The following is a 20,470-nucleotide window of genomic DNA, read 5'->3' on the forward strand; positions in this document are numbered from 1 at the left end:
GAAAACGCACATGCTGCTTATCTCCTGCCCCAACTGCGGCCCGCGGGACGAAACCGAGTTCCACTACGGCGGCCAGGCCCATGTGGCCTACCCCGAAAACCCCAACGATCTCAACGACCGGGAATGGGCTGAGTACCTGTTCTACCGCGATAACACCAAGGGCAGCTTCGCTGAGCGGTGGGTGCACAGCACCGGATGCCGGCAGTGGTTCAATATGCTCCGCGACACGGTCACCTACGACATCCAGGCCATCTACCCGATGGGCACACCGCGGCCCGACGTGAGGATCCCTGCCGCGGCGGAAGCCGGAACTGCCAGCACCGCCGCTGACAGCACCACCACCGGGAATGCCGCACCCAGCATCTCTGCTACCAGCATCGCCCCGGCTGCTTCACCAGCCGGCACCACCGCCCCGAAGGGAGCAACGAAATGACTTCCCAGAACGCGCGCCTCAGCACCGGCGGACGCATCGACCGCAGCATCTCCTGGCGCTTCACGGTGGACGGCGAGGAATTCACGGGACACCCGGGCGACACGCTGGCCTCTGCGCTGCTCGCCAACGGCCGGGTGGCCGTCGGCAGCTCCCTGTACGAGGACCGGCCGCGCGGCATCATGGCCGCCGGGGTGGAAGAGCCCAACGCCCTGGTGCGGATCGAAGCCCGGTTCCCCGGTGACGTGGCCGAGTCCATGCTTCCCGCCACCACCGTCAGCCTGGTGGACGGCCTGAAGGCTGACCTGCTGAACGGCCTGGGCCGTCTGGACCCGGCCGATGACAAGGCGGAGTACGACAAGAAGTACGTCCACACCGACGTCCTCGTGATCGGCGGCGGCCCCGCAGGCCTCGCCGCCGCCCGCGAAGCCGTGCGCACCGGCGCCCGCGTCATCCTGATGGACGACCAGCCCGAACTGGGCGGATCGCTGCTGTCCGGCTCCACGGCTCCCGAACTGGCGGACACCATCGAGGGCAAACTCGCCCTGGAATGGGTGGCCGACGTCGAGGCTGAGCTCGTCTCCGGCGCCGAATGCACGGTGCTGAACCGCACCACGGCCTTCGGCGCCTACGACGCCAACTACGTCATCGCCGTGCAGAACCGCACCGACCACCTGTCCAGCCCGGCCGCCCCCGGTGTGTCCCGGCAGCGTATCTGGCACATCCGTGCCAATCAGGTGGTCCTGGCCCCAGGCGCCCACGAACGCCCCCTGGTGTTCGAGAACAACGACCGCCCCGGCATCATGCTCGCCTCGGCCGTCCGCAGCTACCTCAACCGCTACGCCGTCGCCCCCGGGTCGCGGGTGGTCATCGGGACCACCAACGATTCGGCCTACGCCCTCGCCGCGGACCTGCGCGCCGCCGGCGTCAAGGTTGCGGCCGTCGTCGACGCCCGTCCCGCCCTCACGCCGGCGGCAGCAGCCGCCGCCGAAGCCGGCACCCGGGTGCTGATCGGCAGCGCCGTGGCCGACACGGCTTCCGGCGCCGCAGGAACCGACACTGACGGCCGGCTCAACAGCGTCACCGTCCGCAGCATCAACGACAACGGCGAACTCACCTCCGGCATCGAAGAGATCGCCTGCGACCTGCTGGCAGTCTCCGGCGGCTGGAGCCCGCTGGTGCACCTGCACTCACAGCGGCAGGGCAAGCTGCGCTGGGACGAGGACCTGGCGGCCTTCGTGCCGGCCACCGTGGTCCCGAACCAGCAGATCGTCGGCTCCGGCCGCGGCAGCTTCGATCTCGCTGACTGCCTCGCCGAAGGCATCTCCGCCGGAGCATCGGCGGCCATCGCGGCCGGCTTCGAATCCGCCGTCCAGCCTTCCGTCCTCGGCGAGCCGAAAGCGTCCGGTACCACCCGCCAGCTGTGGCTGGTCCCCGGCCAGACCGGAACGCCGGACGACTGGCACCACCACTTCGTCGACTTCCAGCGCGACCAGTCCGTGGCCGACGTCCTGCGTTCGACCGGCGCAGGCATGCGGTCTGTGGAGCACATCAAGCGCTACACCTCCATCAGCACCGCGAACGACCAGGGCAAGACCTCGGGCGTCAACGCGATCGGCGTCATCGCGGCGGCCCTCCGGCAGGCCGGCGAAGCGTCCCGGGGCATCGGCGACATCGGCACCACCACGTACCGGGCGCCGTTCACCCCCGTGGCCTTCGCGGCACTGGCCGGACGTCAGCGTGGCGAGCTGTTCGACCCCGCCCGCGTCACCTCGATCCACCCGTGGCACGTCGCCCAGGGTGCACTGTTCGAGGACGTGGGGCAGTGGAAGCGGCCCTGGTACTACCCGCAGGGCGGGGAGGACATGGAAGAAGCCGTGCTCCGCGAGTGCGCCGCCGTCCGGGAATCAGTGGGATTCATGGACGCCACCACCCTCGGCAAGATCGAAATCCGGGGCAAGGACGCCGGTGAGTTCCTCAACCGGATCTACACCAACGCGTTCAAGAAGCTCGCACCGGGGTCTGCCCGCTACGGCGTCATGTGCCTGCCCGACGGCATGATCTTCGACGACGGCGTGACCCTGCGCCTCGACGAGGACCGCTACTTCATGACCACCACCACCGGCGGTGCGGCGAAGGTGCTGGACTGGCTCGAGGAATGGCTGCAGACCGAGTGGCCGGAACTGGACGTGCACTGCACTTCGGTGACCGAACAGTGGAGCACCATCGCCGTCGTCGGGCCCAAGTCCCGCGCGGTGATCGCGAAGGTAGCACCCGAACTTGCCGCCAACGGCGGCCTGGACGCCGAGGCGTTCCCGTTCATGACCTTCCGCGAAACCACCCTCGCCTCCGGCGTGCGGGCGCGGATCTGCCGCATCTCGTTCTCCGGTGAGCTGGCCTACGAGATCAACGTGCCGTCCTGGTACGGGCTGAACACCTGGGAATCCGTGGCCGCTGCAGGCGCCGAATTCAACATCACCCCGTACGGCACCGAAACCATGCACGTGCTCCGCGCCGAGAAGGGCTACCCGATCGTCGGGCAGGACACCGACGGCACGGTCACCCCGCAGGACGCCGGCATGGAGTGGATCGTCTCCAAGGCCAAGGACTTCATCGGCAAGCGCTCGTACTCCCGCGTGGACGCGCAGCGCGAAGACCGCAAGCAGCTGGTCAGCGTCCTGCCCGTGGACGGCAGCCTGCGGTTGCCGGAAGGAACGCAGCTCGTGGAGAAGGGGATCCCTGTGAAAACGGCGTACGGGCCCGTGCCCATGCAGGGCTTCGTGACCTCGAGCTACCACAGCGCCGCACTCGGCAGGTCGTTCGCACTGGCGCTGATCAAGAACGGCCGCAACCGCATCGGGGAGACCCTCGTGGCCGCCGCCGGCGACCAGCTGGTCGACGTTGTTGTCGCAGAAACCGTACTTTTTGACCCCGAAGGGACCCGCAAAGATGGCTAACACCGCAGCTTTCACAGGCATCAATGGACTCCGGGAAATCCGCCGCAGCCCTGCCTCACACCTGGCCGGTGCCATGGAGGCCGGCTCCATCGAAGGAACGGTCGCCCTGAAAGAGGGACAGTTTCAGACCATGGCTGGCGTCCGGGTGGATCCGGGCTCCGAGGCAGGGGCGCGGATCGCGTCCGTCACCGGCGGACTGCCGGTTCGCTGCGGCGAAGTGGCCGGCACTGAACGCGTCACGGTTCTGTGGCTGGGCCCGCAGGAGTTCCTGGTCGTGGCTCCGGAAGAGGCCCACGACTCCCTGGGCGGAGACCTGATCGGCTCCCTCGTGGCCGCCCTGGGCGACGCCCCCGGCCAGGTGGTGGACCTGTCCGCCAACCGCACGACGTTCGAGCTCTCCGGACCGCGGGCCAGGGCGGTGTTGGAGAAGGGCTGCTCCCTGGACCTGCACCCCCGCAGCCTCACGCCGGGGACTGCCCTGAACACCGAAGTGGGCAACATCCCGGTGGTCCTGTTCAAGACCGGCGACGAAAGCTTCCGGCTGTTCCCCCGCGCGTCCTTTGCGGACTACCTGGGCCGCTGGCTCCTGGACGCTATGAGGGAGTTCGCTTCCCCTGAGGTGCCCTGATGGCGCTCAGCGCCCTGGATCTGTTCTCTGTTGGCATCGGGCCGTCGTCGTCACACACGGTCGGCCCGATGCGGGCAGCAAAGCAGTTCGCTGACGGACTGAAAGGCACTGGACTCCTGAGCTCAACCACGCGGGTCCAGGCAGAGCTGTTCGGATCGCTCGGTGCAACAGGCCGCGGCCACGGTTCGGACAAGGCTGTGGTCCTCGGACTGCAGGGCCTGGAGCCGGAAACCGTAGACACGTCCACCGCGGACGACCAGGTGGCTGCCGCCGCGCTGGATGCCGAACTGCGCATCGGCGGGGACCACCGGGTGGACTTCAACTGGGACGAGGACGTGGTGCTGCACCGCCGCAAGTCGCTGCCCGCACACCCGAACGGCATGACCTTCCGGGCTCTGGACCACACGGGTGCTGTCCTCAGCGAGCGGAGCTTCTATTCAATTGGGGGCGGCTTCGTCGTTGACGGAGACGCCGCCCCCGGGGACAACGTGGTGGCTGATGACACCCCGCTGCCGTACCCCTTCACCACGGCCGACGAACTCCTGGAGATCTGCCGGCGAGAAGGCATGTCGATTTCCGACGTGATGCTCGCCAACGAGCTGGTGTGGCGCAGCGAAGAGGAGCTCCGCGAGGAGCTGCTGAAGCTGTGGGCCGTCATGCGTGAATGCGTGGACAACGGCTGTTCCGCGGAGGGGATCCTTCCCGGCGGGCTGAAGGTGAGGCGGCGTGCGCCGTCGCTCTTCAAGACCCTGACGGCGAACACCGGCGTCACCGATCCGCTCCGGGCGATGGAGTGGGTGAACCTCTTCGCGCTCGCCGTTAACGAGGAGAACGCGGCCGGCGGACGCATCGTCACCGCCCCCACCAACGGCGCGGCCGGAATCGTCCCGGCCGTCCTGCACTATTATGCGAAGTTTATTCCGGGGGCGGACGACGACGGCGTCGTGCGCTTCCTGCTGGCGGCAGCCGCCGTCGGCATCCTTTTCAAAATCAACGCCTCCATTTCCGGCGCTGAAGTGGGCTGCCAGGGCGAAGTGGGCTCGGCCTGCTCCATGGCGGCAGCCGGGCTGTGCGAGGTGCTCGGGGGAACGCCCGAACAGGTGGAAAACGCCGCCGAAGTCGGGATCGAACACAACCTCGGGCTGACCTGCGACCCCGTGGGCGGCCTGGTGCAGATCCCGTGCATCGAGCGGAACGCGATCGCCAGTGTGAAGGCCATCAACGCCGCGCGGCTGGCGCTGCACGGCGACGGCAGCCACAAGGTGTCACTGGACAAAGCCATTAAAACCATGCGTGAAACAGGAGCTGACATGAAAACCAAGTACAAGGAGACGTCCCGAGGGGGCCTCGCCGTGAATGTGATCGAGTGCTGAGCCATGACTGCCACTAAGCCTGAATCCATCCCTGCCGGGCCCGCGACCACCGTCGAGCACGTCCTGACGCTCGACTGCCGGGAGTCGCCGGGCATCGTCCACGCCGTCTCCGGCTTCCTGCTGGAGCACGGCTGCGACATCATCGACAACCAGCAGTTCGGCGAACGCTCCGAAGGGCACTTCTTCATGCGGGTGCACTTTGCGTCCGACGGCGATGCCTCCACCGCGGACACCCTGCGTGCCGCTTTTGGCCCCGTGGCCGAACGCTTCGGGATGCGCTGGCGGCTGGAGCCGCACGGATCCAAGCGCCGCGTGCTGATCATGGTCTCCAAGTTCGGGCACTGCCTCAACGACCTGCTCTTCCGCGCCCGCATCGGTGAACTCCCCGTGGACGTGGTGGCCGTGGTCTCCAACCACACCGACCACCAGACGCTCGTGGAATGGCACGGCATCCCGTTCTTCCACGTGCCCGTCACGGCGGCCACCAAGCCCGAGGCGGAGGCGCGGCTGCTGGAACTCGTGGACGAGTTCGACGTCGAACTCGTGGTGCTGGCGCGTTACATGCAGGTCCTCAGTGACAACCTCACCCGCAAACTGGAGGGACGTGCCATCAACATCCACCACTCGTTCCTGCCCAGCTTCAAGGGCGCCAAGCCGTACCACCAGGCCTACGCCCGGGGCGTGAAGACCGTCGGTGCCACCGCGCACTACGTCAACGCCGAGCTCGACGAGGGACCGATCATCTCGCAGCAGGTGGTGGACGTGGACCACACGTACGGCCCGGAGGACCTGGTGGCCGCCGGGCGCGACACCGAATGCAAGGCCCTCAGCAACGCCGTCCGCTGGCACTGCGAGGGCAGGGTGATCCTCCACGGCAACAGGACGGTCGTGCTCCGGTAACTGCTTGCCGGGCACGGACGCTCCCTCACTTCGCGCCGCATGATTCGAGACGCTTCCTCACCGATGAGGGGGCGTTTCGTTTTTGCTTGCGAAAGGTGAGGGAGCGTCCTCCCGGTTGCCCACCGGGCTACAGCGCGGCGAGCCGGGTTGCCAGATGCAGTGCCGCCAGCCTTCCCGTTCCCCGCGGATCCCCGCCGCACAGCTCAAAAATCCGCTGCAGCCGGTGGTGCATGGACTGCCTCTCGACGTGCAGTTCCCTGGCTGCCTGCGCAGTGTTGCAGCCGGAGTCGAGCCAGATCGCCAGGGTTCGCAGCAGCTGGGAGTTCCGCCGCTCGTCGTGCTCGAGTACGGGACCCAGCTGCTGGCGGACGTAATCCTGCCGCGCCGCCTGGTCCAGGTGCTGCGCCGCCAGCCGCTCCACGGCGAGTTCTTCGACGTCGACCACGAGTCCTGCCGGGTCCGGCGTCGGCCGGTCCGCACGGAGCCCCTGGCTCCCCGCGATGTCCAGCGCACACCTGGCCTCCGTGAGCGACCACGTTGCGTTCTCAATCCCGGCTGCCAGAGGGCCCACTGCAGTTATGGTTCCGGCGTCGACGGGAAGTCCGCGCAGGGCGTCCACGAGTTCTGCGCGGGCTGCGGCTTCCCGGCCGCCCGGGAGTACCGCAAGAGCGAGGAGCTCGGAATTGTCCACATAGCTGGCGCTCTGCTGGGCCGACTTCTTCAGGATCTTGTCCATCGCGGACCGCAACTGCTGCGACGTGGACGTACGGACGATCACCGCCACCGCCGTCGCCGCCGTCGGGATCCCGGCGGCGGGCGCGAGCTGCTGAAGCCGCCAAGGCTGGCTGCCGGAACTGACCGCGCGCAGCAGGGCGGTGCCGGCCACCTCCTTCAACCCGGGCGGCATCCGCTGCAGCAATGCCAGGGACAGGATGTCAACGCACCTGCCTCCTGCGACACGCGCCAGGTTGACGTCACCGTGCGGCGGGACGCTGATGGCCAGCCTCGCCGAGGGCACCCCGCGGACGGGCACGTCGATATTGATGAGCGTCCCGTCCGTTCCTGGGCTGCGTCGCGGCAGGTTTCCGTGCGGTTCGTCGGGCCCTGAGCCGTCTGCAGGATCTAGGGCCCCGTCGGCGGGCAGCGCGCTGCCCAGCGTCACGCCCGAAACAGTCGAGAGCTCGAGGGCCGCTTCAATGTTGCCGGCGAGGACGGCAAGGATCTGATCGAGGCTGCTGCCATGGGCCAGCTCCACCGCCATCGCATGGCTGGCTTCGTCGGCGCGGCGCAGGTGCGCCACTGATTCGCTGACCAGCATTGAGTTGATGGCCTGCATGATGCCGACGAACGGCACGACTTTCCGGAATTCGATGAGGGGCAGCCCTGCCTCTTCCGCGGCCCGGATCATCGACGATGGCAGTGAGGGCAGGGTCTGCCCGCTCTCCACGGCGAGGGCGCCGACGCCACGGCCGGCAAGTTGCCGGACGTAGTCCACGCGGCGCGCATCTGAAGCCGAAACCAGGGCATCGCCTCCGGTGAGGAGCAGTTCGCCGCCGCTGAGCAGGGGAGCAATGTCCAGGACCTCACTGGAATGGACCCATCGCAGCTGCGTTCCCGCGACTGCGGCGGCCCCGGCGCGGATCACGGGATCGGCGGCGGTGAAGGTGCGGTGTTTCAGAACTTCGCTGAGCAGGATCGGCATGACGCTCCGTATTGCATGTGGGCTTTTTGATGTACACATCGTATCTTGTTGGGTGTGGTCTGGCGCACATAACCTGAAAGTGTTCCATTTCCCCACGGAGGCCCACATGCACAACAATTCCACTGCAGTCCCGGCTGGCCCGGGGCCCGTAGCCGACAAAGACGTCGAAGCCTGGCTGCAGCCCATCCCTGAATCAGAGCGCACGCGAAAGGTCTCAGGCCAGTTCTGGATCTGGGCCGGAGCCAACCTGGCGCCCATCAACTGGGTTCTGGGAGCCCTGGGCATCCACCTCGGACTCGGCTTTGCTGACACCGTCACTGTGCTGGTCTTGGGAAACCTTATCGGAATGCTGCTGTTCGGATGCTTTGTCCTTCTCGGGCAGAAGACAGGGGCGACGGGCATGGTCCTGGCCCGCGCGGCCTTCGGACGGCGCGGCAACTACCTGCCGGCCGCGATCCAGGCCCTGCTCGTCATCGGCTGGTGCGCCGTCAACACCTGGATCATCCTGGACCTGGTGATGGCGCTCTTCGGCACACTCGGATGGGTGGATCCCACAGCCCACAACTACGGCTGGAAGATCGGCGTCGCCACCGCCATCATGGCCGCACAGGTGGCCATCGCCTGGTTCGGCTACAAGGCCATTGCGGCTTTTGAAAAGTGGACCGTGCCGCCGACCATTATCATCCTTGCGGTCATGTCCGCCGTGGCATGGTTCGGCATGAAGATCGACTGGGGCTATGCCGGGCCGGCCGGAAACATCCTGGAAGGTTCCGAACGGATCGCGGCAATGAGCGCCGTGATGACGGCCATCGGCATCGGCTGGGGCATCACCTGGTTCACCTATGCCGCAGACTACTCCCGTTTTGTCAGCACCGAAGTCCCCAAGCGCAAGGTTTACCTGGCTTCGGTCCTGGGCCAGTTCATCCCTGTCGTCTGGCTGGGAATCCTGGGTGCCAGCCTCGCCACCAACAGCGGCGAGATCGATCCCGGAAAACTCATCGTCCAGAACTTCGGCGTCCTGGCTCTGCCGGTTCTGCTCATGGTCCTCCACGGCCCTATCGCCACGAACATCCTGAACATTTACACCTTCTCAGTCGCCACCCAGGCCCTCGACATCTCCATCAGCAGGCACAAGCTGAACCTGTTCGTCGGCGTGTTCTCGCTCGCCGCCGTCGTCTTCTTCATCTTCCAGGAGGACTTCGCGGCGGTGCTCGACGCCTGGCTCATCGGGCTCGTTGCCTGGGTGGCTGCCTGGGGCGGCGTCATGCTGGTGCACTACTTCTGGATCGAAAAGCGCTGGCCCGGCGAGCCTGCACGGCTGTTCGACGCCGTAGGCACCAAGCGGCTCCCCGGGATCAACTGGGCCGGCGTCGTATCCCTCCTGGTCGGTATTTTCTCCACATGGCTGTTCATGTACGGGCTCGTGCCCGCCATGCAGGGCCCGGTCGCAGTTGCCCTGGGAGGCTGGGACCTGTCCTGGCTGGCCGGCGGACTCAGCAGCGCCGCGAGCTACGCCATTCTTGGCCCCCGGATGCACCGGAAGTTTCTGGCCGGTGGCGAGTCGCTCCCGGAAGCCGTCCCTGTAGCGGCGAACAGTCCGTCCACCACCGCAGCCACGCTCTAGAGAGGAACCGACATGGAATTCCCCGCCTTCCCGGACTCCGCCCACCCCATCACCTGGCCCGACGGCTACCGGGCGGCCGCGTCCTTCACCTTCGATGTGGACGCCGAGTCATGCACCATCGCCCACGATCCAACCAGCACGCGCCGCATGTCCCTCATGACCCACCAGTCCTACGGACCCAAGGTTGCGGTGCCGCGGCTGCTGCAGATCCTTCAGCGCCAGGACATCCAGGCCACGTTCTTCATCCCCGGATTCACCGCGGAAAGCTACCCCGACGTCGTACGCCGGATCGTGGATGCGGGCCACGAGATCGCCCACCACGGCTACCTGCACGAACCCATGCAAGGCATCGACGCCGCCACCGAGGCCCGGTACATCGACAGGGGACTGGAGGCGCTGGCCAAGGTCGCGGGCGTGCGTCCGGTCGGCTACCGCGCTCCCTGGTGGGAGCTGAACTGGCACTCGCCCGCGTTGCTGGCTGACCGCGGCTTCCTGTATGACTCCAGCCTGCTCGACGGCGATGCACCCTACCGCTTCAGCGTCGCAGACGGCGATCCCCGGGATCTGGTCGAAATCCCTGTCGACTGGGCACTCGATGACTGGGAGCAGTACGCCTTCTATCCGGGAGTGACAGGCAGCGGAGTGATCGAAAGTCCGGCCAAGGTCCTGGAAATGTGGACCCTGGAGGCTGAAGCCCACCACGCCGCCGGGAGCTGCTTCGTGCTGACGAACCATCCGTTTATCTCCGGACGGCCGTCCAAGGCGGTGGCACTGGAACAGCTGATCAGCCGCGTCAAGGCCATGGACGGGATGTGGGTCACCACCCTGGCCAGGATCGCCGAGCATACGCGGGACACCGTCGCGGAGATCCACAGCCACGCCCGGATCGAGGTTCCGGCATTCCCCGACGCCGGCGCGCGCTTCACCCCGGCTCAGATCCGCCAGCCGCAGCTCGCCGCCGACCAGCTCTGACGCTCCCTCGCTTCTTGTCGATTAACGCCGGACGCTCCCTCACGTGATGAAGTGAGGGAGCGTCTGGCGTTTGGCTGCAATAGGTGAGGGGCTGGCGCTAGACGCCGAGGGCTTCCTTCAGCGCCTGGACGTGGCCCTGGGCCTTGACCTGGTACTGGGCCAGCTTGACCTTGCCTTCAGGGTCCAGGACAACCGTGGAGCGGACGATGCCCTCGCGGACCTCGCCGTCGACGAGCTTTTCACCCCAGGCGCCGTAGGCGAGGGCCACGGAGTGGTCCTCGTCGGCAAGGAGGGGGAAGGTCAGCTCGAAGTCGCCGGTGAAGTTGGCCAGCTTTTCCGGAGCGTCGGGGGAGACCCCGAGGACCTCGTAGCCGGAGCCCTGCAGGGAGGCCAGGTTGTCGCGGAAGTCGCAGGCTTCGGTGGTGCAGCCGGGGGTGGCCGCCTCGGGGTAGAAGTAGACGATGACATTCTTGCCGCGGTAGTCGGCCAGCTTGGTGTGCTTGCCTTCGGCGTCCGGCAGGGTGAAGTCAGGGGCCTGGGTTCCGGGCTGGAGCTTCGTGGTCAGTTGGGTGCTCATGGCTTTTCCTTCGGATGGATCGTGCAATACAAAGCTGTGCAGTACATAGCTGTGCTGAACATAACTCTGCTGTAGATGAATCTGCGGTACAAAGCTGGTCGGACAACAATGCTCAAGTGGATAACAGCCCGGCTAGATGCTGTATTCCGCCGGCCCGCGCACGGTTGCGGCCGGACCGGGAACGAACCGGTAGCCGCCGCCGCGTACGGTGGCGATCGCATGGCGGCCGCCGCGCAGCTTCCGCCGCACCCGCCCGACATACACGTCGATCGACCGGGGCGCAGCGCCGGGATTGTCGAACCGCTCCAGGAACTGCTGGAGTTCCTCCCGGCTGATCGTGCGTGAACAATTCTCCACGAGGTAGCGCAGTAGCGTGAATTCGACGCCGGTAAGTGACACAGGTTTACCGTCCAGCAGCACCTCGCCTTTGGCGAGGTCGACGGCGACCCGGCTGACGGGGCCGGGTGACGGCGGAAGGAATGAGACGCCGTCGTCGTCCTCTTGCGGGGAGTCCTCCGGGGAGGACGACGACGGCGCGGGAGTGCCGCCGTCGGGCCCCGCCGGTACCCCCTCCCCAGGGGGCATCGCGGCGGCTGTGATCCCGACGGCGGACGTTGCAGCTCCGGCGGCGGGCCAGTGGACTTCCGCCTCCGGGGCGATCTTCAAGGCGCGCGCCAGCACCAGTTCGGCGGCGTGCGCCAGGACTGCATCATCGATTTCCTGCCCTGCCCCGACGGTCACCCAGACGGCCAGTCCCCGCGCCTTAAGACTGGGCGCGCACCGTCCCCTCGGAGCCGGCGTATGGGCATGAACAGCCATGGCAGGATGCCTTAGACGCCGCCGCGGCGGATCAGTTTGCCGCCGGGAGTCTGTCCGTCCACCACGGCACCGCGCAGGTAGGTGCGGCGTACGACGCCGGAGAGTGCCTTGCCGTCGTACGGAGTGATGGGGTTCTTGTGCTTCAGCTTGGAGACGTCCACCACGAAGGCCTCGTCGGGCGCGAAGATGGAGAAGTCGGCGTCGTACCCGAGGGCCAGCTGGCCCTTGTTGGAGAGGCGGGCAAGGGCGGCAGGCTTCTCGGCCATCCAGGATACGACCTGTTCCAGCGGGATGCCGCGGTGCCGGGCCTCGGTCCAGATCAGCGACAGGCCCAGCTGCAGCGATGAGACTCCGCCCCAGGCCACGGCAAAGTCACCGTTCTCCAGGTCCTTCAGGTCAAGCGTCGACGGGGAGTGGTCCGAGACGATGCAGTCGATGGTGCCGTCCTGGAGGCCCTTCCAGAGCAGCTCGCGGTTGGAGGCCTCACGGATGGGCGGGCAGCACTTGTACGCGGTGGCGCCGTTGGGGATTTCCTCGGCCATCAGCGTGAGGTAGTGCGGGCACGTCTCCACGGTGAGGTGGACGCCGTCGCGCTTGGCGGAGGCGATCATCGGCAGCGCGTCCGAGGAGGACAGGTGCAGGATGTGGGCGCGGGCGCCGGTCCAGCGGGCACGCTCGATGACCTCGGCGATGGCCTTGTTTTCGGCGCCGCGGGGGCGGGAGGCGAGGAACGTGGAGTACTGGTCGCCGCCCGGGTGCGGGGCATGATCGATCGCGTGCGAGTCCTCGGCGTGGACGATCATGAGCGAGTCGAAGGACTTCAGCTCGCGCATGTCCTCCTCCATCTCGTCCGCGTCCAGGTGCGGGAACTCGTCCACGCCGGAGTGCAGCAGGAAGCACTTGAAGCCGAACACGCCCTCGTCGTGCAGCGGGCGCAGGTCGGCCTTGTTGCCGGGGATGGCGCCGCCCCAGAAACCTACGTCAACGAACGCCTGGTCCTCGGCGACTTCGCGCTTGAGCTTGAGGCCTTCCACATTGGTGGTGGGCGGGATGGAGTTCAGCGGCATGTCGATGATGGTGGTGACGCCGCCGGCGGCAGCGGCGCGGGTGGCGGACGCGAAGCCCTCCCACTCGGTGCGGCCGGGCTCGTTGACGTGGACGTGGGTGTCCACCAGGCCGGGGATCAGGGTTTCGTCGTCGCCGAGTTCGATCGCGTCAGCGCCGGACAGGCCGTTGCCGAGAGGTTCGATCGCGACGATCTTGCCGCCGCGCACGCCCACCTCGCGCGCAGCGATGCCGGCAGTGGTGAGGATGCGCTGGCCCCGGATGACCAGGTCAAAACGTTCTTCAGACATTCAGGGGCTCCTTTGTGGTGGCGTGGGCGGCGGGCGTCAGGTCCGCCAGATCACGGCCGATGTGCTTTCCCAATTCTTCAAGCAGAGGTCCTGCCTCGGCTATGCATACTTCTACCTTGGCCTCCAGCGAGGTCAAGGGGTAGACCTGCCGGAAACCGGATTCCCGCTGCTGCTGCGGCGTGAGTGTGGTGCGGCCGCAGACGGCCACCACCGGAACGCCGGCCGCCGCTGCAGCGCGGGCCACGCCCACGGGCGTCTTGCCCAGCAGGCTCTGCTCGTCCAGGCTGCCCTCGCCCGTGATAACGAGATCGGCGTTCTCGAGGCGGTCGGCCAGTCTGGTGAATTCGAGGACGACGTCGATGCCCGGCCTGCGAGTTGCGGCCAGGACCGCGATGGCCGCGTAACCAACGCCGCCTGCCGCCCCGGCGCCCGGCGCGCCAGCGGCTTTCACCGCGCGTGGGCCGATCTCTCCAGCGAGGACGCCCACAAAGCGGGCGAGGGCGGCGTCGAGGTCCTTGACGTCCGCCGCGGACGCGCCTTTTTGCGGGCCGAAGATGGCGGGCGCCCCCTCCTGTCCCAGCAGCGGGTTGTCCACGTCGCTGGCGAGGACGAAGCGGGCATCGTCCAGGCGGCTGTCGAAGCCGGAGAAGTCGATGTTCGCGAGCCGGGCGAGGGCAGCGCCGCCCGGAGGCAGGTCGTTGCCGTCGGCGTCGAGGAGCCTGGCGCCGAGTCCCTGCAGGAGCCCGGCGCCGCCGTCGGTGTTGGCGCTGCCGCCGACGCCCAGAATGATCTGCCGGCATCCCGCGTCCAGGGCTGCCCTGATGAGTTCGCCGGTGCCCAGGCTGCTGGAGGTCCGGGCGGTGGCGGAATCCGGCCGCCCGGCGTTCCCGGATGTGCCGGGCAGGACGGCCAGGCCGGAGGCAGCCGCCATTTCGATGACTGCCTCCCGCCCGCGGACTGCGAACTCTGCCGTGAGCGGCTGCCCGGTGGGCCCGCTGACCACGGCGCTCCGGCGCGTGAAGCCGGAGCCGTCGGCGGCATCCAGGGTGCCTTCGCCGCCGTCGGCCACCGGGATCCGGAGGACCTCCAAAGCAGAGGACGCGGCCGACGCTGTCCACTGTTTTGTAAGCCCCTTCTCCAGGTGCCGGGCGACCTCAGGGGCCGAGAGCGAGCCCTTGAATTTGTCCGGCGCGATCACAATGCGCATGGCGTTGCCTGTTCTGTCGGGCGCTGCGGCTTAGGGCTGCAGGGCGAGGATTGCGGTGGGGGCGTCGTCGCTGGTCTCGGCCAGCTCCTCGAATTCGTTGACGGCGTTGATTTCGGTGCCCATGGAGATGTTGGTGACCTTCTCCAGGATCACTTCAACCACCACCGGAACCTGGAACTCGCCCGCCAGGGCCTTGGCCTTGTCGAAGGCAGCGCCCATGTCGTTGGGGTTCTCCACCCGGATGGCCTTGCAGCCCAGGCCTTCGGCCACCTTGACGTGGTCCACGCCGTAGCCCCTGGTGTCCTCGGACAGGTCCGGGCTGTTGATGTTCTCGAACGCCAGGGACACGTTCTGTTCCATCTTGAACCCGCGCTGCGACTGGCGGATCAGGCCCAGGTAGGAGTTGTTCACCACCACGTGGATGTACGGCAGGTTGAACTGCGCGCCCACGGCCAGCTCCTCGATCATGAACTGGAAGTCGTAGTCGCCGGACAGGGCAACCACGGTCTCGTCCGGCTTGCCGCGCACCACGCCCAGCGCTGCCGGAGCGGTCCAGCCCAGGGGACCGGCCTGGCCGGCGTTGATCCACTTGCGTGGGCCGAAGACGTGCAGCATCTGGGCGCCGGCGATCTGGGACAGTCCGATGGTGGACACGTAGGTGGTGTCCCTGCCGAAGGACTTGTTCATCTCCTCGTACACGCGCTGGGGCTTGATGGGGATGTTGTCGAAGTGGGTCTTGCGGTGCAGGGTGGCCTTGCGTCCGGCGCACTCGGCAACCCAGGCGGAGTAGTCCGGCAGGGTGTTCGCGGTGCGGCGTTCGCGGGCCAGTTCCAGCAGCCCGTCCAGCGCCGCGCCGGCGTCGGAGGCGATGCCGAAGTCCGGGGAGAATACGCGGCCGATCTGGGTGGGCTCGATGTCGATGTGCACGAACTTGCGGCCCGCGGTGTAGGTGTCCAGGCCGCCGGTGTGGCGGTTGGCCCAGCGGTTTCCGATGCCGATCACGAAGTCGCTCTGCAGGTAGTTCTCGTTGCCGTAGCGGTGCGAGGTCTGCAGGCCCACCATGCCGGCCATCAGCGGGTGGTCGTCCGCGATGGCGCCCCAGCCCATCAGGGTGGGGATGACCGGAACGTTCAGCAGTTCGGCCAGCTCCACCAGCTGCGCAGACGCACCGGCGTTGATGATGCCGCCGCCGGCCACGATCAGCGGGTGCGTGGCCGAGGTCAGCATGTCCAGGGCCTTTTCCAGCTGCTTGCGGCTGGCCTTGGGCTTCTCGACGGGCAGCGGTTCGTAGGTGTCGATGTCGAATTCGATCTCGGCCATCTGCACGTCAATGGGCAGGTCCAGCAGCACGGGGCCGGGGCGGCCCGAGCGCATCAGCTGGAACGCCTTTTGAAAGGCGCCGGGAACCTGGCCGGGCTCCAGGATGGTCATGGCCATCTTGGTGACGGGCTTGGCGATGGACTCGATGTCCACGGCCTGGAAGTCTTCCTTGTGCAGCTTGGCCACGGGGGCCTGGCCGGTGATGCAGAGCATCGGGATGGAATCGGCCCACGCGGCGTACAGGCCGGTGATCATGTCGGTGCCGGCCGGGCCGGACGTGCCGACGCAGATGCCGATGTTGCCGTCCGCGGCGCGGCTGTAGCCGTCCGCCATGTGGCTGGCGCCTTCAACGTGGCGGGCCAGCGTATGGCGGATGCCGCCGTGGGCCCGCATGGCGGAGTAGAAGGGGTTGATTGCCGCGCCAGGCAGGCCGAACGCCTCCGTGGCGCCCTCCTTTTCCAGGATGGCGACGGCTGCGTCAACTGTGCGCATCTTCGTCATGGTGTGCTCCTTGAAAGTCTGTTTTTGGGTGTGCTGAGGGAGCCGCCATCGTTATGTACGACGGCGGTACTCCGGTTTTGCTTGTTAGCCGGCTATTGCCGGAGGTGCCTTACTTGCGGCCTGGTTTACTTTCGACCAGAGAGCTGGAGGACCTGCTTGAAGAGTCCCGAGTGGTCGAGGCCGCCGTCGCCCTGGTTGACGGTGGCGGCGACGAGCTGGGCGACGACGGCGCCGAGCGGGATGGAGACGTTGGCTTCGCGGGCGGCGGAGGTGACGATGCCGAGGTCCTTGTGATGCAGGGCGAGGCGGAAGCCGGGGTCGAAGTTGCGGTCCAGCATCTTCTGGCCCTTCTGGTCCAGGACCTTGGAGCCGGCCAGGCCGCCGCCGAGGACCTTGAGGGCTGCGTCGGTGTCCACGCCGTAGGCCTCAAGGAAAGCGATGGCCTCGCCGAGGACCTCGATGTTGACCGCCACGATCAGCTGGTTGGCTGCCTTGACGGTCTGGCCGGAGCCGGAGGGGCCGACGTGGACGATGGTCTTGCCGACGGCGTTCAGGACGTCCTGCGCAGCCTCGAAGTCGGCCGCGTCACCGCCGACCATGATGGACAGGACGGCGTCGATGGCGCCCTGCTCGCCGCCGGAAACCGGGGCGTCGAGCGGGCGGATGCCCGCCTCGACTGCTTCTTCGGCCAGGCGTTTGGCCACGTCGGGGCGGATGCTGGAGGCGTCGATCCACAGCGCACCCTTCTTCGCGCTGGCGAAGACGCCCTCGGGTCCGCTGACTACGCCTTCGACGTCGGGGGAGTCCGGCACCATGGTGATGACGACGTCGGCATCCTTGACGGCGTCCGCGATGCTCGTGGCGCCCTTGCCGCCCTCGGAGACGAGCTTGTCGATCTTGTCCTGGCTTCGGTTGAAGCCGATGACCGTGTGGCCGGCTTTGACGAGGTTGATGGCCATGGGCAGGCCCATGATTCCGAGTCCGATGATTGCAACGTTGCTCATTGTGTTTCCTTTACTGAAGTCTGTGTATATTCGCGCAGGTGTGCGGGTGGTTGGGCCCACGCCCGCAGGGGGCCCCGGCCGAGCTTGCGAGGCTGGGGAGCGAGTGGTTGGGCCCACGCCCGCAGGGGGCCCCGGCCGAGCTTGCGAGGCTGGGGAGCGGGTGGGGATTACCGGGAGGCGTGCTCGCGGATTGCCCAGGCGAAAGCGGTCTCCTGCGGTTCCTTGTATTCGAGTCCGATGTAGCCCTGGTAGCCGAGTGCGCGGCTGCGGGCGATCCACTCGCCGAGGGGAAGCTCGCCGGTTCCGGGAGCCCCGCGGCCGGGGTTGTCGGCGATCTGGATGTGGCCGAAGCTCTTGGCGTGGTTCTCGATGACGGATTCGACGTCGTCCCCGTTGACCGCCAGGTGGTAGAAGTCGGCGAGGAGCTTGATGTTGTCCACACCGGATTCCGCCTTGACGCGGGCGATCACCTTGAGCGCGTCTTCGGCCGTGAGGAGTGGGTAACGGGGTGCGCCGCTGACCGGCTCGAGGAGGACGGTGCCGCCGATGTGCGCGACGCCCTTGGCCGCGGCGGCCAGGTTCTCGGCGCCGACGGCGTCCTGCTTCTCGGCGGATTCGCCGTCGACGCGGTTGCCGTAGAGGGCGTTGAAGGCCTTGCAGCCGAGGCGCTCGCCGATGCCGGCGACGACGTCGATGTTGTCCTGGAACTCGGTGGAGCGTGCAGGCCAGGAGACCAGGCCGCGGTCGCCGCCGGGCATGTTGCCGGCGTTGAAGTTCAGGCCCGTCAGCTGAACGCCGGCGTCTTTGATGGCGTTCTCGAACTCGGTGACCTGGGCGTCAGTGGGGACGGAGGTGTCGAAGGGCCACCAGAACTCGACGGCGTCAAAACCGGCTGCCTTCGCGGCGGCGGGGCGCTCGAGCAAGGGCAGCTCCGTCAGGAGGATGGAGCAGTTCACTGTGTACGTCATCGTAGGTCCTTCCGAGGAGGGGCTTTGATCTATCTTCCCTTGCGCTTCACTTTACTGTTTCCGCTTTGTGGAATTTAGATTCTGCTTTATGAAAAGTGTAGGGAAAGGAGCGTGCCGGAGTCAAGGGGCGGGGCTGTGCGGGAGGCCTGCTTGGCAGTTGGGCGGGCACATCTGCACCACTTTCGCGGCAAACCCGCTCTCACGCCCGCGGTACTCAGGGGCGCGCCGGCCAGGCGGCGGCCCAAATCTGGTGCAGATTTGCTGAGCCCGGTGCCTGCACTCGCGGCGAAGTCCAAGGAAATGCGGGAAACGCCCTGTCTGTGACTGCGCCTGGCTCGTAAAATAAAGGTGGGGCCGACGGCAGAACCCCGGGAGCCGGGGTGCCTTCCCAAAAGCGCCGCCGGCCCTTATTCATGGCGGGCTATTCAGCGCGGGCGCCAGATCCGGTCACATTACAGTCACGGCCCTTCTCGCCGCGTCACGCGCGTGTGAGGATACGGGCATGAGCGAAGAGATGATGGCGGCGGCACCCTCCGGCGGTGGCGATCCCCGAAATCGAACGGCCGGAAGATTCCGTCCCGAAGGCTCCGAGGCCACGCGGAAGTTGCGCGAACAGGCTCGGCGCCGGCGGGAAGCAGAGGCGAAACTGCAGCTGCACCTGATGCAAACCCACAAGAAGCACACCGGATCACCCGACCCAGTGCTCTGACAGCCACTACACCAAGCCACCGAAACAGCGGTCATTCAGGCGCAGCGCGGCGCCTGGGTGGCCGCTGTTCCGTTCACGAACCAACCAGCTCCTGTGCCCTGCGCAGGTGCCAGGCCATGTCCGCGGCCCAGTCGGATGCCCGGTCGTTGAAGGGCTCCAAACAGCGCGTAAACAGCCGAACTGCCGCCCACGCGTTCACGTCCCTCTGGTTGAACCGGCCACCGGCCCCGGCGTAACCCTCAGCCAGTCCGGCGGTGGTTGGGCCGCCTGCGGACGGCCCTCCGGCGAGCGGCTCGCGGGCTTCTTCTGCTGCTGCAAACGATCCCAGGTCGGCTTCGGGTGCGCCGGTGTGCGCCCGGCCGAAGTCGAGGATGCGGACCTCGGGCCCGTGGACGAGTACCTGCTCGGGGGAGAAATCGCCGTGCACCAGGACCGGCTCCCTGGATCCCGGCGACGCGGGCAGCATCCGGAGCGCGGCCTCCAGGCGCCGTGCGGGGTCCTCCAGTGCGGGGACCAGCGAGGCCACCATGGAGCGGATTTCGGCAAGCCGGTCGGAAAGAGCGGATGGCCGGGAAGGACCGCCGCTGCCGGGATCCGCCGGCGGGGGCATGGCGTGGACCCGTGCCAGGGCTTCACCCGCGCGCCGGGCTCCGTCGCCCTCGTCAAGTCCCGCCAGATCGCCCCCGCCCCAGGCTGCGCAGGCGCTGATTCCATGCTTCGCGCATTCAGAGTTGCCCAGCTCGGGCAGGACCGGCACTCCGTTCAGATGCAGGCTTTCGTGGAATTGCCGGTGCCCGGTTTCGAGCGGCTTCGCGGAAGCCTTGACCACGAGGGGCGCCCCGGCATTGGGAAGCAGCAGCACCAGGCAGCGTCCGGGCTTGTAGCGCAGCACGGAACTGGAGCCCGCGAGGAGGCTGGTCCCTGAGGGACGGCGGAGGCCGAGCCGCTCCGGTCCATGCTCGCGCAGCCAGGCAAGATTTTCCTGCAGCCCCCAGTCGTCCTCGACGCCGCCCACGGCCACCATGGCGTCCTGCAGCCGCGGGTCGGGATGAAGGATGCGGACATCCCCGCCGAGTGTTCTGGATGCTTCTTCACGCCTGCGGAGCTTGCCGTTCCCTTTGGCGGCCCGTGTCAGGGCCCAGCCGTAGTTGAAGCTTCCGTTCCGGGTGCGGCGGAAGGCCACCAGCAGCGACGTCCGCGGGCTGTAGCGGACCCTCGTGACGTGCACGGATTCGCCGAGCAGTTCGGACAGGCGGTGGTTGTCCAGCAGGTAGGGCAGACAGGGGAGCGCGGTGTCGCGGAGGGCAAGGGACCGGTCAGGGTGCCAGTGTCTGGACTCCGCTGCTGTCATGGGGTCTGGGCCTTCCGGGCGTACCAATGCATTCAACGGAGACCGCTGAGTGACAACCATTAAGGATCCCGCG

Annotated in this window: 17 protein-coding genes; 8 read left to right on the forward strand and 9 right to left on the reverse strand. The window is 67.3% G+C overall.

What is annotated here, in order from left to right; all coding sequences use genetic code 11:
* Positions 1-10 precede the first annotated feature (10 nt).
* From ACIP90_RS15935 to purU, 5 genes are read left to right on the forward strand one after another with little or no spacing between them, the layout of a single operon-like run.
* Positions 11-433 carry a sarcosine oxidase subunit delta gene (locus tag ACIP90_RS15935; protein ID WP_400580493.1) on the forward strand — a complete coding sequence of 141 codons (423 nt, stop codon included), beginning with the start codon at positions 11-13 and terminating at the stop codon, positions 431-433.
* Positions 430-3,387 (forward strand): sarcosine oxidase subunit alpha family protein, encoded by a 2,958-nt coding sequence (locus tag ACIP90_RS15940; RefSeq protein ID WP_400580494.1) that lies wholly within the window; start codon positions 430-432, stop codon positions 3,385-3,387. The genes ACIP90_RS15935 and ACIP90_RS15940 overlap by 4 nt, the downstream gene beginning before the upstream one ends.
* Entirely contained in the window at positions 3,380-4,015 is a 636-nt protein-coding gene (locus tag ACIP90_RS15945) for a sarcosine oxidase subunit gamma (RefSeq protein ID WP_400580495.1), read from the forward strand. Before ACIP90_RS15940 ends, ACIP90_RS15945 begins: the two co-directional genes overlap by 8 nt.
* Positions 4,015-5,388 carry an L-serine ammonia-lyase gene (locus tag ACIP90_RS15950; protein ID WP_400580497.1) on the forward strand — a complete coding sequence of 458 codons (1,374 nt, stop codon included), beginning with the start codon at positions 4,015-4,017 and terminating at the stop codon, positions 5,386-5,388. Before ACIP90_RS15945 ends, ACIP90_RS15950 begins: the two co-directional genes overlap by 1 nt.
* A 3-nt stretch (positions 5,389-5,391) precedes the next feature.
* A complete protein-coding gene (gene purU, locus ACIP90_RS15955) occupies positions 5,392-6,288 on the forward strand; it encodes a formyltetrahydrofolate deformylase (RefSeq protein ID WP_400580499.1) in 897 nt (298 codons plus the stop codon).
* A 127-nt stretch (positions 6,289-6,415) separates the two neighbouring features.
* Here the strand turns inward: purU and ACIP90_RS15960 are convergent, their stop codons facing one another.
* A complete protein-coding gene (locus ACIP90_RS15960) occupies positions 6,416-7,990 on the reverse strand; it encodes a PucR family transcriptional regulator (RefSeq protein ID WP_400580501.1) in 1,575 nt (524 codons plus the stop codon).
* A 106-nt stretch (positions 7,991-8,096) separates the two neighbouring features.
* Between ACIP90_RS15960 and ACIP90_RS15965 the strand changes: the two genes are divergently transcribed.
* Positions 8,097-9,614, forward strand: a complete 1,518-nt coding sequence (locus ACIP90_RS15965; protein WP_400580503.1) for a purine-cytosine permease family protein — start codon at positions 8,097-8,099, stop codon at positions 9,612-9,614.
* A gap of 12 nt (positions 9,615-9,626) precedes the next feature.
* Positions 9,627-10,586 (forward strand): polysaccharide deacetylase, encoded by a 960-nt coding sequence (locus tag ACIP90_RS15970; RefSeq protein ID WP_400580505.1) that lies wholly within the window; start codon positions 9,627-9,629, stop codon positions 10,584-10,586.
* A 97-nt stretch (positions 10,587-10,683) separates the two neighbouring features.
* Here ACIP90_RS15970 and bcp read toward each other — a convergent pair whose 3' ends face one another.
* From bcp to ACIP90_RS16005, 7 genes are all read right to left on the reverse strand, one after another.
* Complete coding sequence (gene bcp, locus ACIP90_RS15975; protein ID WP_400580507.1) at positions 10,684-11,163, reverse strand: thioredoxin-dependent thiol peroxidase; 480 nt, start codon at positions 11,161-11,163, stop codon at positions 10,684-10,686.
* A gap of 132 nt (positions 11,164-11,295) precedes the next feature.
* Positions 11,296-11,982: a winged helix-turn-helix domain-containing protein gene (locus ACIP90_RS15980; protein WP_400580508.1), complete on the reverse strand. Its 687-nt coding sequence runs from the start codon at positions 11,980-11,982 to the stop codon at positions 11,296-11,298.
* Between the two features lie 11 nt (positions 11,983-11,993).
* Positions 11,994-13,337 (reverse strand): allantoinase AllB, encoded by a 1,344-nt coding sequence (allB, locus tag ACIP90_RS15985; RefSeq protein WP_400580510.1) that lies wholly within the window; start codon positions 13,335-13,337, stop codon positions 11,994-11,996.
* Positions 13,330-14,544 (reverse strand): glycerate kinase, encoded by a 1,215-nt coding sequence (locus tag ACIP90_RS15990; RefSeq protein WP_400580512.1) that lies wholly within the window; start codon positions 14,542-14,544, stop codon positions 13,330-13,332. The genes allB and ACIP90_RS15990 overlap by 8 nt, the downstream gene beginning before the upstream one ends.
* A 30-nt stretch (positions 14,545-14,574) precedes the next feature.
* Positions 14,575-16,365: a glyoxylate carboligase gene (gcl, locus tag ACIP90_RS15995; protein ID WP_400580514.1), complete on the reverse strand. Its 1,791-nt coding sequence runs from the start codon at positions 16,363-16,365 to the stop codon at positions 14,575-14,577.
* A gap of 125 nt (positions 16,366-16,490) precedes the next feature.
* Entirely contained in the window at positions 16,491-17,369 is an 879-nt protein-coding gene (locus ACIP90_RS16000) for a 2-hydroxy-3-oxopropionate reductase (RefSeq protein WP_400580515.1), read from the reverse strand.
* A gap of 167 nt (positions 17,370-17,536) precedes the next feature.
* Positions 17,537-18,337, reverse strand: a complete 801-nt coding sequence (locus tag ACIP90_RS16005) for a hydroxypyruvate isomerase family protein (protein WP_400580517.1) — start codon at positions 18,335-18,337, stop codon at positions 17,537-17,539.
* 502 nt (positions 18,338-18,839) lie between these two features.
* On the opposite strand from ACIP90_RS16005, the gene ACIP90_RS16010 reads away from it, so the two are divergent.
* A complete protein-coding gene (locus ACIP90_RS16010; RefSeq protein ID WP_400580519.1) occupies positions 18,840-19,046 on the forward strand; it encodes a hypothetical protein in 207 nt (68 codons plus the stop codon).
* Positions 19,047-19,119: 73 nt separating this feature from the next.
* Here the strand turns inward: ACIP90_RS16010 and ACIP90_RS16015 are convergent, their stop codons facing one another.
* Positions 19,120-20,397 carry a phosphotransferase family protein gene (locus ACIP90_RS16015; RefSeq protein WP_400580520.1) on the reverse strand — a complete coding sequence of 426 codons (1,278 nt, stop codon included), beginning with the start codon at positions 20,395-20,397 and terminating at the stop codon, positions 19,120-19,122.
* Positions 20,398-20,470: the final 73 nt, after the last annotated feature.

It is taken from the genome of Arthrobacter sp. NPDC093139, from assembly GCF_044754165.1.
Classification (GTDB): domain Bacteria; phylum Actinomycetota; class Actinomycetes; order Actinomycetales; family Micrococcaceae; genus Arthrobacter.